Source organism: Streptomyces rectiviolaceus (genome assembly GCF_039533825.1).
GTDB lineage: Bacteria > Actinomycetota > Actinomycetes > Streptomycetales > Streptomycetaceae > Streptomyces > Streptomyces rectiviolaceus.
In genome coordinates this window covers 1-14,725 of the sequence record NZ_BAAAUG010000067.1, presented here as the reverse complement: position 1 = coordinate 14,725, position 14,725 = coordinate 1, and the positions used below count along the sequence as shown (strand labels likewise).

Here is a 14,725-nt window from a genome sequence, read left to right as displayed (position 1 = left end):
CGCGGGGCGCCGGGTCGCGGGGCTGTCCGATGAGCTCCAGCGCCTCGCGGGCGGGGGCCTCCACGACCCGTGGGCGGCTTTCGCCGTCGGTGCGGGGCGCCGGGGGCGGGGCGCTCGCGGGGGACGGCCCTTGCGCGGGCTGCCGGTCGACGCTCACACAGCCGGAGACGGCGGTGACCGCCACGGAGAGCAGGAGTGTGGCGGCGGTCGTGGTTCGGTGCATTCGCGCAACTCTGGAGTGTGGGGTGCGGGTTCGGCGAGGGAATGGGGGGAAGTTGGCCCGCACGGGTGAGTGCGCCTCTGGCCGGCGGGGGCACCGGGGGGCTTGGTTGGCCTTGGGTGATCCGCTGCCCGTGGTGGGGGCTTGGGGTTCTCGTCCGCGGGTCGTCGTGGGTGGGTCCCGCCCGCTTCGCGGCGGATATTTCCCGCCCGCCCACCCGATTGCCCGGTGGTGTCGGGTGGGAGAATCCGCCGCGAAGCGGCGGGGTGGAAGTGCTGTGTCGGCCGGGGCGTTATGCCTCGTCCAGCATTCCGCGCAGCAGCTCGTGGAGGCTGGATCGTAGGGTTTCTTCGCTTGGCGTACTCGTGCGGTACGAGCCCGCCACGTATGAGAACAGCAGGCCCTCGCACCATGCCGCCAGCGACAGTGCGTGGCGTTCCGGGGCCGTTGAGCCCATGGCCCGCATCACGGTGACCAGCGGCTCCCTGAACTGCGCGCCCGCCGCGTCGTAGTAGGCGCGCAGCTCCGGCCTGCGGGTGGACTCCAGGGCCAGTTCGTAGCGGGCGATCAGCAGGTGGCGGTGATCGCCCGTCAGGTAGCGGTGCAGGGCGAGGGCGAGTGACGCGGTCAGGGGATCGCGCTCGCCCATGCCGACGTCCGTGAGGCCCTGCAGCTCGGCGGGGACGAGCACTGCCGCCTCGCGCTCCGCCAGCCTCCGCACCGCCGCCTCCAGGAGCGCCTGGCGGGTGCGTGCGTGGTTCGAGGTCGAGCCCTGCGGGAGGCCCGCCGCCTCGTCCACGGCCCGGTGCGTGAGGCCCCGCATGCCGCGCTCGGCGAGCAGGGCGAGCGCCGTGTCGGCGATCAGTTCGGTGCGGGGCGACGACCCCATGCTGCGTACGGACATGGAGCCCAGCCTACCGCCGATCACTACAGATGTAGTACGGTCGGATGCGTCGGGTACTACAGGTGTAGTCGAGAACCTTCAGGGGGAGCCATGACGTCACCGACCGAGCAGGACCGCAGGCCGTACGCCGTTGTCATCGGCGGCGGCATCGGAGGCCTCACCGCCGCCATCGCGCTGCACCAGTCGGGCTGGCGGGTCACCGTCCTGGAGCGGGCCGCCACCCTGGAGCCCATCGGCTCCGGCATCGGACTCGCCCCCAACTCCCAGCGCGCACTGGACGTCCTCGGCCTCGGCGACCGGGTCCGCGAGCTCGCCGCCTGGGAAGGCGGGGGAGGGATGCGCGCGCAGGGCGGTCGCTGGCTCGTGCGGACGAGCGCGACGGCGGCCACGGAGGAGTTCGGCGGCGCGCTCGTCCTGGTGCACCGCGCGACCCTCGTCGAGCTGCTCGTCCGCGCCCTGCCCGCCGACGCCCTGCGCACCGGAGTGCGCGCCGAACTCGTCGATCCGGGCACGGCGGACGGCAGGGCCGTCGTCCGCGCCGACGGCATGGACATTGAGGCGGACCTCGTGGTCGGCGCCGACGGCATCAACTCGGCCGTGCGCTCGGCCCTGTTCCCGGCCCACCCGCAGCCGACGTACACCGGATTCACCGCCTGGCGGCTGATCGTCCCCACCCCCGACCGCACCTTCGAACCGCACGAGACCTGGGGCCGCGGCGGTGTCTGGGGCACCCACCCGCTCAAGGACGGCAGGATCTACGCGTACGCCACCGCAACCGTCCCCGAAGGCGGCCACAGCCCCGACGGCGAGAAGGCAGAGCTGACGCGACGCTTCGCCGACTGGCACGACCCGATCCCCGCGATCATCGCCTCCGCACGCCCCGAGGACATCCTGCGCAACGACGTGCGCCACATGAGCACGCCGCTCACCCACTACCACCGGGGCCGCGTCGCCCTCATCGGCGACTCCGCGCACGCCATGGCGCCCACCCTGGCCCAGGGCGGCAACCAGGCCATCGAGGACGGCGTCGTGCTGGCCCACCACGTGGCCCCGGGAAGCGACCTGGCCGCGGGGCTCGCCGGCTACAGCGCGGCACGGGTGCCGCGTACCACGGCGATCGTCCGGCAGGCGGCGCGCGCCGCCCGCATGAACCACCTGACGAGCGCCCCGCTCATCGCCGTACGCAACGAACTCATCGCGGCGGCGGCGCGCCTCGGCCCGAACCTCATCCTGCGGAGCTTCGCCTCGATCGCCGACTGGCGCCCGCCGCAGCGGCCGTATGCTGCGGGAACGAAATTCGCACAGCGGTAGCGTCAGCGGCAGAGGAGACAAGGGACAGTGGTGAAGGTCGGCTGTATCGGACTTGGTGACATCGCGCAGAAGGCCTATCTGCCTGTGCTCACCACCCTGCCGGGGGTCGAGCTGCACCTGCAGACGCGCACGCCCGCGACCCTCGCCCGCGTCGCGGGCGTCCACCACATCCCTGAAGAGCGCTGCCACACCGACCTGGACGCGCTGCTCGCCCAGGGCATCGACGCCGCCTTCGTGCACGCCTCGACCGCCGCCCACCCGGAGATCGTGACCCGGCTCCTCGAAGCGGGCGTGGCCACCTACGTCGACAAGCCCATCGCGTACGAACTCGCCGACTCGGAGCGGCTCGTACGCCTGGCCGAGGAGCGCGGGATCAGCCTGGCCGTCGGGTTCAACCGACGCTTCGCACCCGGCTACGCGCAGTGCGTCGAGCACCCCCGCGAGCTGATCCTGATGCAGAAGAACCGCGTCGGTCTGCCTGAGGACGTGCGCACGCTCGTCCTCGACGACTTCATCCACGTCGTGGACACGCTGCGCTTCCTGGCACCGGGACCGATCGACCACGTCGGCGTGCGCGCCCGCATGCAGGACGGGCTCCTGGAGCACATCGTGCTGCAGCTCGCCGGGGACGGGTTCACCGCGCTCGGCGTGATGAACCGGATGAGCGGCTCCACCGAGGAGATTCTCGAGGTGTCCGGCCAGGACACCAAGCGGCTGGTGCTCAACCTTGCCGACGTCATCGACCACAAGGGCCAGCCCAGCATGCGGCGGCGCGGCGACTGGGTGCCGGTGGCCCGGCAGCGCGGCATCGAGCAGGTCGTGCTCGCCTTCCTCGACGCCGTGCGCGCGGGCAAGGTGCTCAGTGCCCGGGATGCGCTCGCGACCCATGAGCTGTGCGAGCGTGTGGTTCGTGCGGCTCAGGAGCAGGCTGCCTGAGTCGTCCCTTCGCGGACCCCCGCAGGGAACGCGCGGCCTCGGCCGCGCACAGCACCGCGAGCACACCGAGGGCCGCGTGCACGGGCCAGTCGCCCAGCCTGACGTACGGCGTGACGCCCTCGGCCAGCGGAATGTCGTACGTCGCCGTGGCGCTCGCCGATGTGCCCAGCGGCGCTCCGACGCGCTCGCCGTCCGGGCCGTACACCGCGGAGACGCCGGTGAGCGTGGCGTGCACCATGGGGCGGCCGGTCTCGGCGGCCCGCACGGCGGCGAGCGAGGCGTGCTGCTCGGGTGCCCAGCTGGACTGGAACGTCGAGGTGGACGACTGCGCGAGCAGCAACTGGGCGCCCTCGCGCGTCAGATGACGGCTCATGTCGGGGAACGCCGATTCGAAGCACACCAGCGGGCCGACCCTCAGGCCGTTCCCGACGTCCATCACCACCGGACGCTCGCCGCGCATGCGGTCCTCGCCCGCCGCCTTGCCCACGGACGTCGCCCAGCCGAGGAGATCGCGCGCGGGGACGTACTCGCCGAAGGGGACGAGCCGCATCTTGTCGTAACGGTCGCCGGTGGGGCCCTGGGGGCCGACGAGTACGGAACTCTTGAAGATGCCCGGCTTGTCGGAGCGGCGCGCGTCCACGTTCACCAGGATGTCGGCGCCGACCTCCCGGGACAGCGCGGCTATCCGCCGGGCGACGTCGGGGCGCTGCGCGAGGTCGTGGCCGACGCTGCTCTCGCCCCACACGACGAGGTCCAGGTCCCGGCCCGCGAGGTCGCGGGTCAGCGCCTCCTCGCGCGCGAGCCGCTTGTCGGCGCTGCCGACCCCGTCGATGACGCCGGGCTGGACGACGGCCACACGCATCCGGCCCGCAGGCTCGGGGCGCGGGGCCCAGGCCCAGGCGGAGGTGGTCACGGCGGCCACGGCCACAAGCCCGGCTGTGGCGGGAATGGTCCTCGCCGCGGCCGTGCGTGACGTCCCCGGCGGGCGTGCGGCATGGGCCACGGCGAGCGCCGCGATGCCGGTGTTCAGGGTGACGATCAGGGCGCTGACCAGCCACACCCCGCCGACCGACGCGAGGCGCAGGGCGGGCCCCACCTGCCACTGACTGGAGCCGAGAAGCCCCCACGGCCCGCCGAGGCCCTCCCAGGACCTGACCAGTTCGACCATCAGCCAGGCGGAGGGCAGGACGACCAGCGCGGCCGCGGTCCGCCCCGGCGACGCCACCCCGCCCAGCAGGCGCCGCACCAGCCAGCCCCACGGCGCCCACAACAGGCCGAGCAGCGCGGCGATGACGAGGGTGAACACATGCAGGCTCGGCAGCAGCCAGTGATGCGCCGCCACCATGAACCCGAGGCCGCCGAGCCATCCGTCGAGCGCCGCCCTGCGCCCGGTGTCCGCCGAGCGCGCGAGCAGGATCCAGGGCACGAGCGCGACGTAGGCGAACCACCACAGCGACGGGGCGGGGAAGGTGAGGGCGGGCAGGGCGCCGACGAAGACGGCCAGGACGCCGCGCGGGCGGGCCGAGGCGAGCAGCCCCGTCGCCGATCCGGCCGAAAGGCGTGGCCGCTGCCGGTCCCGGTCGTCGCTGAGTGGATCCATGCAGCGCCTCCCCTCGGCCCCGACGCCCGGTGGTTCCTCCAGTGTGCGCGCCCCGGACGATCTAGGACAGTGCGCCTACCGTGCCGTTTCCTCAGCCGGGGGTGTGACTCCGGGACCGTTGCTGTACTTGGCGCCACTTCTCCTGCACGGTCACCTGACGCAGCCGCCAGCCCTCGTGCGTACGCAGCGTGGTGAAGGCGTAGCGGCCGCCGCAGATGAAGTCCGGGGCGGAGGCGGAGGAGTCGCCGCCCCCGTCGCCGCCCCCGACGGCCTCGCGCTCGCCCTCGGGTGAGGCGAAGCGCATCGGGTTCACGTAGTCGGCCTGTACCTGCGCGGTGTCGCCGATGTCCTGGTCGAGTGTCCCGAAGCGCAGCCTCCTGTTGACGATCAGATGCTGGCGCATCGGGAAGAGTTCCATCGTCCCGGCCAGCCACCCGGCCACGTCGGCGGCGCTCGCGTCGATGCCGCCCGCCGAGCTGTAGTCGGCGCGTCCGTCCGGGGTGAAGAGCCGCTGGTAGGCATCCCAGTCGCCGTCGTCGACGGTCACTGCGTACTCGGTGATGAGGGAGTCGATGGCCAACCGGTCCATCACGGCGGCGAGTTCCACGCGCTGCGTCATCGGGTCAGTGTTGGGCACGGGGGGTGCCCAGCCAAGAGGCGTGCAGGAACTGGCGGTTGGCGGTCGTTGACGGCGAGGGTGCGGCTCGGCGAGGGTACGGCCCATGAGTCCGCACGCGCGTGGCGTCCTGATCGATGTCGGCGGTGTGCTCGTCCGCGAGTACCTGCCCGCCGTCGCGACCGACTGGGGCAGGCGCCTTGGCATCCCGCCCGCTGCCTTCATGGCCGCTCTGTACGAGGGGAACGACTCCGGGGTCCTCGTCGGCCGTGTCAGCGAGGACGTGTGGTGGGACACGGTCCGGGAGCGGCTCCGCACGGGTCCTGACGTGATCGCCGAGCTGCGCCGGGACCTGGCGGCCAGGGAGACCTGGGAGGAGGCGCTCGTGGCCTGCCTGCGCGGTCTGCGGATGCGGGGCGTCCCGACGGCCGTCGTGAGCAACACCTGGCCCGGCCTGCGCGAGCGGATGTCGGACGGCGGCCTGGTGGACATCGCCGATCACCTCGTCCTGTCCTGCGAGGTCGGATGCGCCAAGCCGGACCGGCGGATCTACGAGATCGCGCTGCGGCTGCTCGGCATCGAGCCCGCGCGGGCGCTGTTCATCGACGACGTCCCCCGAAATGTCGCGGCGGCGCGAGTCTTGGGGATGGCGGGCCACGTGCACACAGGAACGGTGGAAACCCTCGCGCGCATCGAGGAGTTCACGGATTCGCGCTAGGGCGTGCGGGCGCCGGGGCGCCGACTAGGCCGCTTCAACGACCTCTTCGCGCACGGCAGCAGCCCACTCCGTCACCAACTGTTCGTACTCACGGCGCTGTTCGGCCGAGAGGCGACCACCGGCGCGCATCCACAGGCCGCGGATCCGCTCGTTCAATTCCGCGGCAGACCGTACGGAACCACGGGGGTGAGGGCTTAAGGGCATGCGTCAAGCCTAGGGGATAGCTACGACAATCGGAACTGTCAGCTACTGAGCAGATCCCCCAAGTGAGGAGCCGCGCGGCTCGCCGCCGCGCCGGAGCGCACAGGAGCGGGCGCGTCACAGCCCGTCACCCGGACGGCCCATCTCGGCGCCGTCCATGGCCGCGGCTCCTGATATCCAGGGAGAAGGGACGCGCCGGAAGCCGCGCGCCGTGGGGGATTCGTCGCCCTGACGCCGTCGTGGCGCCCGGGGCCCATCGAGTGGAGGACCACTCATGTCCCAGTACATCAGTCTCTCCGTGGACTTCACCCAGGGCCTCAACGACGCCTGGTCGAAGGTCGCTCAATTCGTGCCGAAACTGCTCGGCTTCCTGGTCGTCCTGGTCATCGGCTGGTTCGTGTCGAAGATGATCGCCAGGGTTCTCGACCGGGTTCTGCGCAAGGTCGGCTCCGAGAAACTCGCCGAACGGGCGGGCGCATCCCGGATGCTGGCGAACTCCAAGTACGACATGACGGGGATCGTCTGCAAGGTCGTGTACTACGCCCTGCTCCTGATCACCCTGCAGATCGCCTTCGGTGTCTTCGGCAGCAACCCGGTCTCCAACATGCTCGACGGCATCGTCTCCTGGATTCCGCGCGCCGTCGTCGCCATCGTGCTGATGGTCGTCGCCATGGCGGTGGCCAACGTCGTACGCGACATCGTCACCAGTGCCCTGTCCTCGATGTCGTACGGGAAGACCATCGGCACGATCGTCTGGGTCTGCATCGTCGCGCTCGGTGTGATCGCGGCCCTCGGTCAGGCGGGCATCGCCACGACTGTCACCCAGCCCGTTCTGTACGCGGCGCTCGCGGCCGGCGCGGGCATCCTGATCGTCGGCGTGGGCGGCGGCCTCATCGGCCCGATGAAGCAGCGCTGGGAGCGCTGGCTGAACACGGCGGAGCAGGAGACGGCCAAGGCGCGTGGCAGCGTCAGTGCCTACCAGGCGGGCCGTCAGGACGCGATGGCCAACCAGCCCGTGCGGGAGCGCGAGCGCAGCGACCTGCGCGGTGACATGCGTGGCGACACGGGCAGCCACCCGCGTGGCGACATGCGCGACGACATGTGACCGGTCCGGGTCTCAGGACCCGGCGGACTCCGGCACCAGGTCGTGCCGCCTCACCAGCCAGGAGATGGCGGTGAGGCGGCACACCGCGTAGTCGTGGCCCACCGGCTCGCGCCATCCGTTCTCGGACAGCGCGTCGAGAAACCCCAGCGCGTAGTCGGAGAGGATCTCCGGGTCGGGCGCCGGCGGCACCAGCCCGGCCGCGCGCATCTCGAGCCGCTCTCGCAACTCCGCGACGTGCTGGTCCACGGCGGCCGTGAAGCCGGGCTCGAAGGCGAACTCGGCGAAGCGCGGGGCGTACGAGGCGCTGATGCGGGCGAGGGGCGACATCCCCTCACCGTAGGCCGGTCAAACCCTCCTGAAGAGGGTCTTTCGGCATGCCATTGGTCACAGCGCCCCCGCTGCGGCCGGGGGCGGACCTCAGCCCGCCGACTCTCCCGCGTGCGGACTGAGCGCGCCCGCGCCCACCAGGGCGAAGAGCACGATGCCGAGCAGGATCCGGTAGTACACGAACGGCATGAAGCTCTTGGTCGTAATGAACTTCATAAACCACGCAATTACGGCATATCCGACAATGAAGGCGATGATCGTCGCGAAGATCGTCGGGCCCCAGGACACGTGCCCGCCCTCGCCCGCGTCCTTGAGCTCGAAGGCGCCGGACGCGAGGACGGCCGGGATGGCGAGCAGGAAGGAGTAGCGGGCCGCGGCCTCGCGGGTGTAGCCCATGAGCAGGCCGCCGCTGATGGTGGCGCCGGAGCGGGAGACGCCGGGGATCAGGGCCATCGCCTGGCAGATGCCGAAGATCAGTCCGTCGCGGACGCCCAGTTCCTTCAGGCTCTTGCGCTCCTTGACCGCGCGGTGCTTGGCGCCGGTCTCGTCGCGGGCCGCGAGGCGGTCGGCGATGCCGAGGACGATGCCCATGACGATCAGCGTCGTGGCGATGAGCCGCAGATCGCGGAACGGGCCCTCGATCTGGTCCTTGAACGTGACGCCGAGCACGCCGATCGGGATCGAGCCGACGATGACGAGCCAGCCCATCTGCGCGTCGTGGTCCGAGCGCGGGACCTTGCCGAAGAGTGAGCCGAACCACGCGGAGATGATCCTCGCGATGTCCTTGCGGAAGTAGATCAGCACGGCGGCCTCGGTGCCGATCTGGGTGATCGCGGTGAACGCGGCCCCCGGATCGTGCCAGCCCGCGAACGCCGCGGTCAGCCGCAGATGCGCGCTGGACGAGATCGGGAGGAACTCGGTCAGTCCCTGGACGAGCCCGAGAATGAAGGATTCAAGCCAAGACATGGAAACTGCGCCGTCCAACTACGGATCATGGGCTGCGGGTGCGGTCATGTGATGGGGGATACGGGAGGTATGAGAGCGAGGGGTGATCACTCCCTTGCCGTGGGGCAGCGTAGCGTCACTTGGTTACGAGACCGCCGGAGGGCCGCCGTCCGTGGGCGGCGGCGCTCCTCGTGCCTTCTCCCTTCAGCTCCCGTACATGCGGACCGACGACGGCGTGATGCTGCCGTGGCTCACCTCGAACCGTGCTCCCGCCCCGAACGTCGGCAGGACCGCGTCGACGAAGGGCACCACGTCCACCGAAGTGATCAGTGCCGACTCGGCGCGGCTCCAGGTGGGGCAGCCCTCGGTGCCCGGCATGCGCGATGCCTTGTCGGCGAGGGCCGCGTACGCGTCGTTCTCGATGTGGGCGAAGTTCGTGCCGTCCGGGGGCTTCGGTCCGGAGACGAACGGCCTGAGCTGCGGCGGGAGCGCCACGCCGAGCGGCAGGACGGCGGCGTCCCAGGACGCGTTGCCCGCGACCACCTGGTTGATGCCCGTGTTGTCGATGCCCCGGATCGTGACATCGGCCCCCACGTCCTGCCACGCCTTCTGGACCAGCTCCGCCGCGGACGCGGCCGGCTGCCCGATCTGGCTGGGGTAGAGGAGGGTCAGGGTCAGGCGCTTGCCGTTCTTCACGCGGAGCCCCTCGGCGTTCTCCTTCCAGCCCGCCTTGTCCAGCAGGGACTTGGCCGCGCGTACGTCGTGGGCCGGCAGGTCCCCGGCCACCGTGTCGTCCTTGCAGGCCTTCGGGTCGATGGTGATGAGGCCTCGCGACGGCCTGCCGGTGCCCGCGGTGAGCACCTTGCCGATGTCCCCCAGGTCGACGGCCCTGGCGAGGGCACGCCGCACCTGTTCGTCCCGTGCCGGGCCGCCCGGAGCCTGGTTGAACCACATCTGGCCCCGCGCGGAGGTCGAGTCGGCGTGGAACTGGCCACGGCCGATGAGGCGCTGCTGGTCGGGTCCGCCCAGGCTCGCGGCGTTCAGTTCGCCGGAGAGGAGCAGGTTCGCGGCGGTGGTCTCGTTGGCGATGACGCGGATGTGGACCTTGTCCGGCAGTCCTTTCTCCCCGGCCTTCCACGCGCCCGGACCCCAGGTGTAGTCCTTGCGCCGGGTCAGGGTGTAGTGATCGCCCGGCACCGCCTCGGTGAGGGTGTACATGCCGGTGCCGTGCTGCCCCTTGGCGAGCGAGGCGCGGTCGTCCATGCCCTTGCCGCAGACCATGGGCAGCATGCCGATGTCGCGCAGCAGGAAGGCGTCGGGGATCTTGCTGGTGACGGTGATCTCACGGGTCGTGGGATCGGCCTTCGCCTTGGTGCCCGGGTTCACGTACAGGCCGGCCAGCGGCGACCTGTTCTTCGGGTCGGCCACGAAGGCGATGTTCGCCGCCACGTCCCGGGCGGTCAGCGGCGCACCGTCCGCGCAGGTGAGGCTGGGCCGCAGCGTGAAGCGGGCCGTGGTGGTGTCGGCCTCCCACTTCTCGGCGAGGCCCGCGGCCACGCGGCCGTCCTTCGCCACGTGGATCAGCGGGTCGTACAGGAAGCGGTCGACCTGGATGGCGGTCGCCATGACGGTCATCGCCGGGTCGAGCGTGCCGGGGTCGGAAGGCATCGCCATGGTGAAGCTCCTGCCGTCGGCCAGGCTGCCGCCCGAGGCCGCGGGGCCGCCGGCGTTCGGCGCCCCGCCGCAACCGGTGAGGCCCAGTGCGGCGGCGCCGATGACCGCGGCGGCGATCCGCGCAGATCTCATCCGTGTCTCCCTGCGGGTTGGGGTTGGTGGTGTACGGGCGGCGCGCGCCGCCCCGCTGGCGCGTGCTTCAGCGGGCGGCCTCAGGCGGCGTACTCCCGCAGGTGGTCGACGGCGAGGCGGGCGGCCCGTCCGATGGACGCATCGACGGCGGGCAGCCGTTCGTCGAGGGTGGCGGCCCGGGTGAAGACCGCCACGGCGAAGCGGCGGCCGTCGGGGCAGGTCACCACGCCGGCTTCGTTGCGCACGGCGGGCAGCGTGCCGGTCTTCGCGGCGACCGTGACCCCGGACGCGAAGCCGGAAGACAGGCGGTGCGGCCAGATCTGACGGGCCATCATGCTCCGTACCCGTTCGCACGCTTCGGGTGGTCCGGCCCGGTCGGTCCAGATCGCGTCGAGGAGCCGGGTAATGTCGCGCGGTGTCGAGGCCGTAGTGCGGGCGGGGTCGAGCTCGGCGCTCCGCCAGATCTGCTGGGGCGTCGCCGCCGCGAGAACACGCTCGAAGTCGAGGGGGTCGCCGCGTGGGCTGTCTGGGCTGCCTGGGTTGTCCGTGCCGCATGGGGCGCCCGGGCCGTCCGAGCCGCGTGGGCTGTCTGGGCTGCCTGGGTTGTCCGTGCCGCTTGGGGCGCCCGGGCCGTCCGAGCCGCCTGGGCTGTCCGAGCTGCCCGAACTGCCTGGGCCGTTCGAGCTGCCGGGGCTGCCTGAGGTGGCCGAGCTGCCTGGGCTGGCCGAGCCGCCCGAGTCGCCCGAACTGCCCGAGTCGCCCGAGCTGTCTGGGCTGCCCGAGTCGCCCGAGCTGCCTGAGCTGGCCGAGCTGCCTGAGCTGCCTGAGCCGCCCGAACTGGCCGAACTGGCCGAACTGCCTGGGCTGGCCGAGCTGCCCGAACTGCCCGCGCCGCCTGAACTGCCCGCGTCGCCTGAACTGGCCGAGCCGCCTGGGCTGGCCGAGCTGCCCGAGCTGCCCGTGCCGCCCAAACTGCCTGGGCTGCCTGAGTCGCCCGAACTGGCCGAGCTGCCCGAGTCGCCCGAACTGCCTGGGCTGCCAGAGTCGCCCGAACTGGCCGACCTGGCCGAGCTGCCTGGGCTGCCCGAGCCGCTTGAGCTGCCTGAGTCGCCCGAACTGCCCGAGCCGCCCGAGCTGGCCGAGCCGCCTGGGCTGGCCGAGCCGCCCCAGTCGCCCGAGTCGCCCGAGTCGCCCGAGTCGCCCGAACCCCCCGGCGGCACCCACGGCACGCCGAGTTCCGCCGCGAACGAGGCGAACAGGTCCTCGCAGCAGCCGGTCAAACGCGTATGGGAGAGGCCGAGTTCGGTGAGTACCGTGTCCACGGCAGTGCGGCCGAGGCGGTGCCAGAGGACGTCGGTGGCCGCGTTGTCGCTCATCGTCAGCATGAACAGCGCCACGTCGCGCCAGGTCATCTCCACGTCGTCGGAGCAGCCCGCCGTGCCGATCCCGCCGATGCGAAAGCGCGCGGGAATCCGCGTCCGCTCCTGCTCGTCCAGGCGCCCGGCGGCGACTTCACGGGCGTACGCGACCGCGACAGGGATCTTGAAGACCGACGCGAGCACCACCGGTTCGTCCGCGCCGACCGCCACCTCGGGGCCCTTCGCGCGCCCCACCTCGTACGCGTGCAGAAAGCCGCGCGCGCCGGCCTCCGCGAAGACCGCCTCGATCCGCTCGGCCACGTTGCCCGCGTTGCCCACGTCGTTCACGGCGCCACCCTGCGGTCGGCGCGCCCGGTGTGCAGGAACTGTGCGTGGCCTTCGCCGTCGTCGCCGACGAAGGCGTGCAGCCGGTGCACGCCGTGCTCGGGCTCGGCGGTGATCAGTGTGTCCGCACCCGCGGCCACCAGTTCGATCCGCTCCTGCCCGCCGCCGAGTTCGGCGAAGATCCCCTTCGGGGTCCGCTCGGCCCACACCCGTCCGTCGGCGTCCTGGCTGACCACCGTGTCGGCGGCCGACGACGCGTACGTACCGACGTACCGCGACGCGTCGACGCGCGGCGCCCCGGGGTCCGGCACCGGCAGTGCGGGCAGTTCGATGCCGGCGAGGTCGCGCAGGACGCGGCCGACGATCTCGGTGTACAGGGCGAACGGGTCGCCGCCGTTGGTCAGGACCGCCACCGCGATGTCGTGCCCCGGCACGACGCGCAGGAACGCGGACTGGCCGATGGTGCCGCCGTCGTGGCCGACGACGGTGCCACCGGGGAAGTCGAAGATCTCCCAGCCCAGCCCCCACGAGTCGCCCATGAGCCCAAGGCGCGGTACGTCCACGTGCGGTCGGCGCATGGCTCGCGCGCTCTGGGCACCGAGCACCCGCGCGCCGTCAGGCCCCAGGCCGTCGGCCAGGTGCATCCGGGCGAACGTCAGCAGATCGCGGGGCCGCATCGCGAGCATCGCCCCCGCCGCGGCGTTCGAGCGGACCAGTGCCCACACCTGCGCGGGCCGCGGATCGGCGTCCGGGGTGGCCCGGATGTGGCCGACCGCCGCCCGGTGCAGGATCGCCTCGTACGGTCCAGTGGCCGCGTGCGTGAGGCCGAGCGGGGCGAAGAGGTGCTCGCGCAGACACGCGTCGTACGGCTTCTCGCGCAGCACCTCGACGATCCGGCCGAGCACGCAGTAGGCGGCGTTGTTGTACGAGAACCGCTCGCCCGGCGCGAACAGTTGGGGTGTGCCGCCGAGCGTGGCGACGAACTTCTCCAGGCAGTCGTCGCCCTGGCCGGTGTCGGTGAAGAAGTCGCCCTCGAATCCGGAGACATGGCACATCAGCTGCCGGACGGTGACGCGCGCTGCGGCCTCGTCGTCGGCGAGCTTGAAGTCCGGGAGGTGGTCGCGGACGGGTGCGTCGAGATCCAGTTTGCCCTCGTCGACGAGCTGCATCGCGAGGGTCGTCGTCCAGACCTTGGTGATCGAGCCGATCTGGAAGAGGGAGTCCGGGGTCGCCTCCACCCCCGTGTCCTTGCTGAGGAGGCCCGCTGCGGCGTCGATCACCATGTCACCGACGCTCACGGCGACGGCGGCACCCGGTACCTGGTTCTCGTCGAGCAGTTCCGAGAGGCGTCCGTCCAACCACGCCTGGAGTGCGTCGAGTTGTGGCTGCGCCTTGGCTCCCGACGGTGTCTGCGTCTTCGTCTGCGTCTTCGTCTTCGACATGCGTCTCCTCGTCTCCCTCGGCCATCGGGCGGTTCGGTCGAACTGGCAGCGAGGCTAGGCCGCGGCCCGCGAGCGGCGATTCGTCCGCGCGCACCATGCGGGAGGCCCCGTTCCATCGACCGGCACCAAACCGGTGGGGTGAGCTGCTAGGACCGTCGCGCCCGCGCCCGCGGCCACAGCCGCAGTTGCAGCATGGCGGCGAAGCGCGCGTCGGAATCCGTGAGGTCGAGCTCGCCCACCTCCGCGAGCCGCCGCAGCCGGTAGCGGAAGGTGTTCGGGTGCACATGGACGGCGGCGGACGCCGCCGCCACGTCGCCGAACGCGTCGAGCCAGGCCCGCAGCGTCTCCACCAGACAGGTGTGGTGCGCCGCGTCGTACGCGCCGAGCCGGGCCACGGGACCGGACGGCGGGTCGCCGCGTTCGGCGATCACGTCGGCGAGTTCAAGGAGCAGCGACTCCACGAGTACGTCGGTGATGCGGGCCACCGAGCGGGCTCCGTCGCCCGCGTGCAGCACCCGCAGCGCCCGGTCGGCGCCTGCCCGTGACGCGGGCAGGGCGGAGCTCTCCCGCGCGAGCGGGCCGACCCCGAAGAGCAACTCCTGCCGCTCGCCCACGCGTTCAAGGAACTCGTCCGCGACCCGTGCGGCCCGCTCCTCGGCGTCCGGACGACCGGCCGGTGCCGGGACGATGCCGTAGACGACGTCACCGACGAGCGCGGCGGCGGAACGGGGGTGCACGGCGGTCAGGTGCATCGCGAACGCGTCGGCAAGGCGCTGCCGTTCGGCCACGTACCGTGCGTGCCGCGCGGCGGACCGGTCGCCGCCCGTGCGGTCGGCGACGGCGAGGGCGAGCACCACGCCCGGCTGTTCGGCGAGCCCTAGGCGGGCCACG

14 protein-coding genes and 1 pseudogene are annotated in these 14,725 nt (G+C 72.0%); 4 read left to right on the top strand and 11 right to left on the bottom strand.

What is annotated here, in order from left to right:
* Together ABD378_RS19565 and ABD378_RS19560 are read right to left on the bottom strand one after the other, a co-directional pair.
* Nucleotides 1-223: pseudogene (locus ABD378_RS19565) on the bottom strand (hypothetical protein); the annotation flags it as partial.
* Nucleotides 224-512: 289 nt separating this feature from the next.
* Nucleotides 513-1,124 (bottom strand): TetR/AcrR family transcriptional regulator, encoded by a 612-nt coding sequence (locus ABD378_RS19560; RefSeq protein ID WP_344522208.1) that lies wholly within the window; start codon nt 1,122-1,124, stop codon nt 513-515.
* Between the two features lie 90 nt (nt 1,125-1,214).
* Here ABD378_RS19560 and ABD378_RS19555 point away from each other — a divergent pair, with 90 nt between their 5' ends.
* Both ABD378_RS19555 and ABD378_RS19550 read left to right on the top strand, forming a co-directional pair.
* A complete protein-coding gene (locus tag ABD378_RS19555; RefSeq protein WP_344522207.1) occupies nt 1,215-2,435 on the top strand; it encodes an FAD-dependent monooxygenase in 1,221 nt (406 codons plus the stop codon).
* A gap of 30 nt (nt 2,436-2,465) precedes the next feature.
* The gene (locus tag ABD378_RS19550; protein WP_344522209.1) at nt 2,466-3,371 is read left to right on the top strand and encodes a Gfo/Idh/MocA family protein; all 906 of its coding nucleotides are present in this window, start codon (nt 2,466-2,468) and stop codon (nt 3,369-3,371) included.
* Here the strand turns inward: ABD378_RS19550 and lnt are convergent.
* Both lnt and ABD378_RS19540 read right to left on the bottom strand, forming a co-directional pair.
* Nucleotides 3,295-4,971, bottom strand: a complete 1,677-nt coding sequence (gene lnt, locus ABD378_RS19545; protein WP_344522206.1) for an apolipoprotein N-acyltransferase — start codon at nt 4,969-4,971, stop codon at nt 3,295-3,297. The genes ABD378_RS19550 and lnt overlap by 77 nt on opposite strands.
* 91 nt (nt 4,972-5,062) lie before the next feature.
* Nucleotides 5,063-5,590, bottom strand: a complete 528-nt coding sequence (locus ABD378_RS19540) for a nuclear transport factor 2 family protein (protein ID WP_344522205.1) — start codon at nt 5,588-5,590, stop codon at nt 5,063-5,065.
* 103 nt (nt 5,591-5,693) lie between these two features.
* Here ABD378_RS19540 and ABD378_RS19535 point away from each other — a divergent pair, with 103 nt between their 5' ends.
* Entirely contained in the window at nt 5,694-6,305 is a 612-nt protein-coding gene (locus tag ABD378_RS19535; RefSeq protein ID WP_344522204.1) for an HAD family hydrolase, read from the top strand.
* Nucleotides 6,306-6,329: 24 nt separating this feature from the next.
* Here ABD378_RS19535 and ABD378_RS19530 read toward each other — a convergent pair whose 3' ends face one another.
* Entirely contained in the window at nt 6,330-6,509 is a 180-nt protein-coding gene (locus ABD378_RS19530; RefSeq protein WP_344522203.1) for a hypothetical protein, read from the bottom strand.
* Nucleotides 6,510-6,780: 271 nt separating this feature from the next.
* Between ABD378_RS19530 and ABD378_RS19525 the strand changes: the two genes are divergently transcribed.
* Entirely contained in the window at nt 6,781-7,611 is an 831-nt protein-coding gene (locus ABD378_RS19525) for a mechanosensitive ion channel family protein (RefSeq protein ID WP_344522202.1), read from the top strand.
* A 12-nt stretch (nt 7,612-7,623) separates the two neighbouring features.
* Here ABD378_RS19525 and ABD378_RS19520 read toward each other — a convergent pair whose 3' ends face one another.
* From ABD378_RS19520 to ABD378_RS19495, 6 genes are all read right to left on the bottom strand, one after another.
* Nucleotides 7,624-7,938: a DUF6401 family natural product biosynthesis protein gene (locus ABD378_RS19520; protein ID WP_344522201.1), complete on the bottom strand. Its 315-nt coding sequence runs from the start codon at nt 7,936-7,938 to the stop codon at nt 7,624-7,626.
* 90 nt (nt 7,939-8,028) lie between these two features.
* Entirely contained in the window at nt 8,029-8,904 is an 876-nt protein-coding gene (locus tag ABD378_RS19515) for an undecaprenyl-diphosphate phosphatase (protein ID WP_344522200.1), read from the bottom strand.
* Nucleotides 8,905-9,087: 183 nt separating this feature from the next.
* The gene (locus ABD378_RS19510) at nt 9,088-10,689 is read right to left on the bottom strand and encodes an ABC transporter substrate-binding protein (protein WP_344522199.1); all 1,602 of its coding nucleotides are present in this window, start codon (nt 10,687-10,689) and stop codon (nt 9,088-9,090) included.
* Between the two features lie 80 nt (nt 10,690-10,769).
* Nucleotides 10,770-12,395 (bottom strand): serine hydrolase, encoded by a 1,626-nt coding sequence (locus ABD378_RS19505; protein WP_344522198.1) that lies wholly within the window; start codon nt 12,393-12,395, stop codon nt 10,770-10,772.
* A complete protein-coding gene (locus ABD378_RS19500; protein ID WP_344522197.1) occupies nt 12,392-13,834 on the bottom strand; it encodes a serine hydrolase domain-containing protein in 1,443 nt (480 codons plus the stop codon). The genes ABD378_RS19505 and ABD378_RS19500 overlap by 4 nt, the downstream gene beginning before the upstream one ends.
* 146 nt (nt 13,835-13,980) lie before the next feature.
* Nucleotides 13,981-14,725: helix-turn-helix domain-containing protein (locus tag ABD378_RS19495; protein ID WP_344522196.1), on the bottom strand; the 745-nt coding region annotated here is incomplete at its 5' end.

Excerpts from the sequence above, each read along its gene's own strand:
- ABD378_RS19560 (WP_344522208.1), bottom strand. The coding sequence starts at position 1,124 with ATGTCCGTACGCAGCATGGGGTCGTCGCCCCGCACCGAACTGATCGCC.
- ABD378_RS19555 (WP_344522207.1), top strand. The coding sequence starts at position 1,215 with ATGACGTCACCGACCGAGCAGGACCGCAGGCCGTACGCCGTTGTCATC.
- lnt (WP_344522206.1), bottom strand. The coding sequence starts at position 4,971 with ATGGATCCACTCAGCGACGACCGGGACCGGCAGCGGCCACGCCTTTCG.
- ABD378_RS19540 (WP_344522205.1), bottom strand. The coding sequence starts at position 5,590 with ATGACGCAGCGCGTGGAACTCGCCGCCGTGATGGACCGGTTGGCCATC.
- ABD378_RS19535 (WP_344522204.1), top strand. The coding sequence starts at position 5,694 with ATGAGTCCGCACGCGCGTGGCGTCCTGATCGATGTCGGCGGTGTGCTC.
- ABD378_RS19530 (WP_344522203.1), bottom strand. The coding sequence starts at position 6,509 with ATGCCCTTAAGCCCTCACCCCCGTGGTTCCGTACGGTCTGCCGCGGAA.
- ABD378_RS19525 (WP_344522202.1), top strand. The coding sequence starts at position 6,781 with ATGTCCCAGTACATCAGTCTCTCCGTGGACTTCACCCAGGGCCTCAAC.
- ABD378_RS19520 (WP_344522201.1), bottom strand. The coding sequence starts at position 7,938 with ATGTCGCCCCTCGCCCGCATCAGCGCCTCGTACGCCCCGCGCTTCGCC.
- ABD378_RS19515 (WP_344522200.1), bottom strand. The coding sequence starts at position 8,904 with ATGTCTTGGCTTGAATCCTTCATTCTCGGGCTCGTCCAGGGACTGACC.
- ABD378_RS19510 (WP_344522199.1), bottom strand. The coding sequence starts at position 10,689 with ATGAGATCTGCGCGGATCGCCGCCGCGGTCATCGGCGCCGCCGCACTG.
- ABD378_RS19500 (WP_344522197.1), bottom strand. The coding sequence starts at position 13,834 with ATGTCGAAGACGAAGACGCAGACGAAGACGCAGACACCGTCGGGAGCC.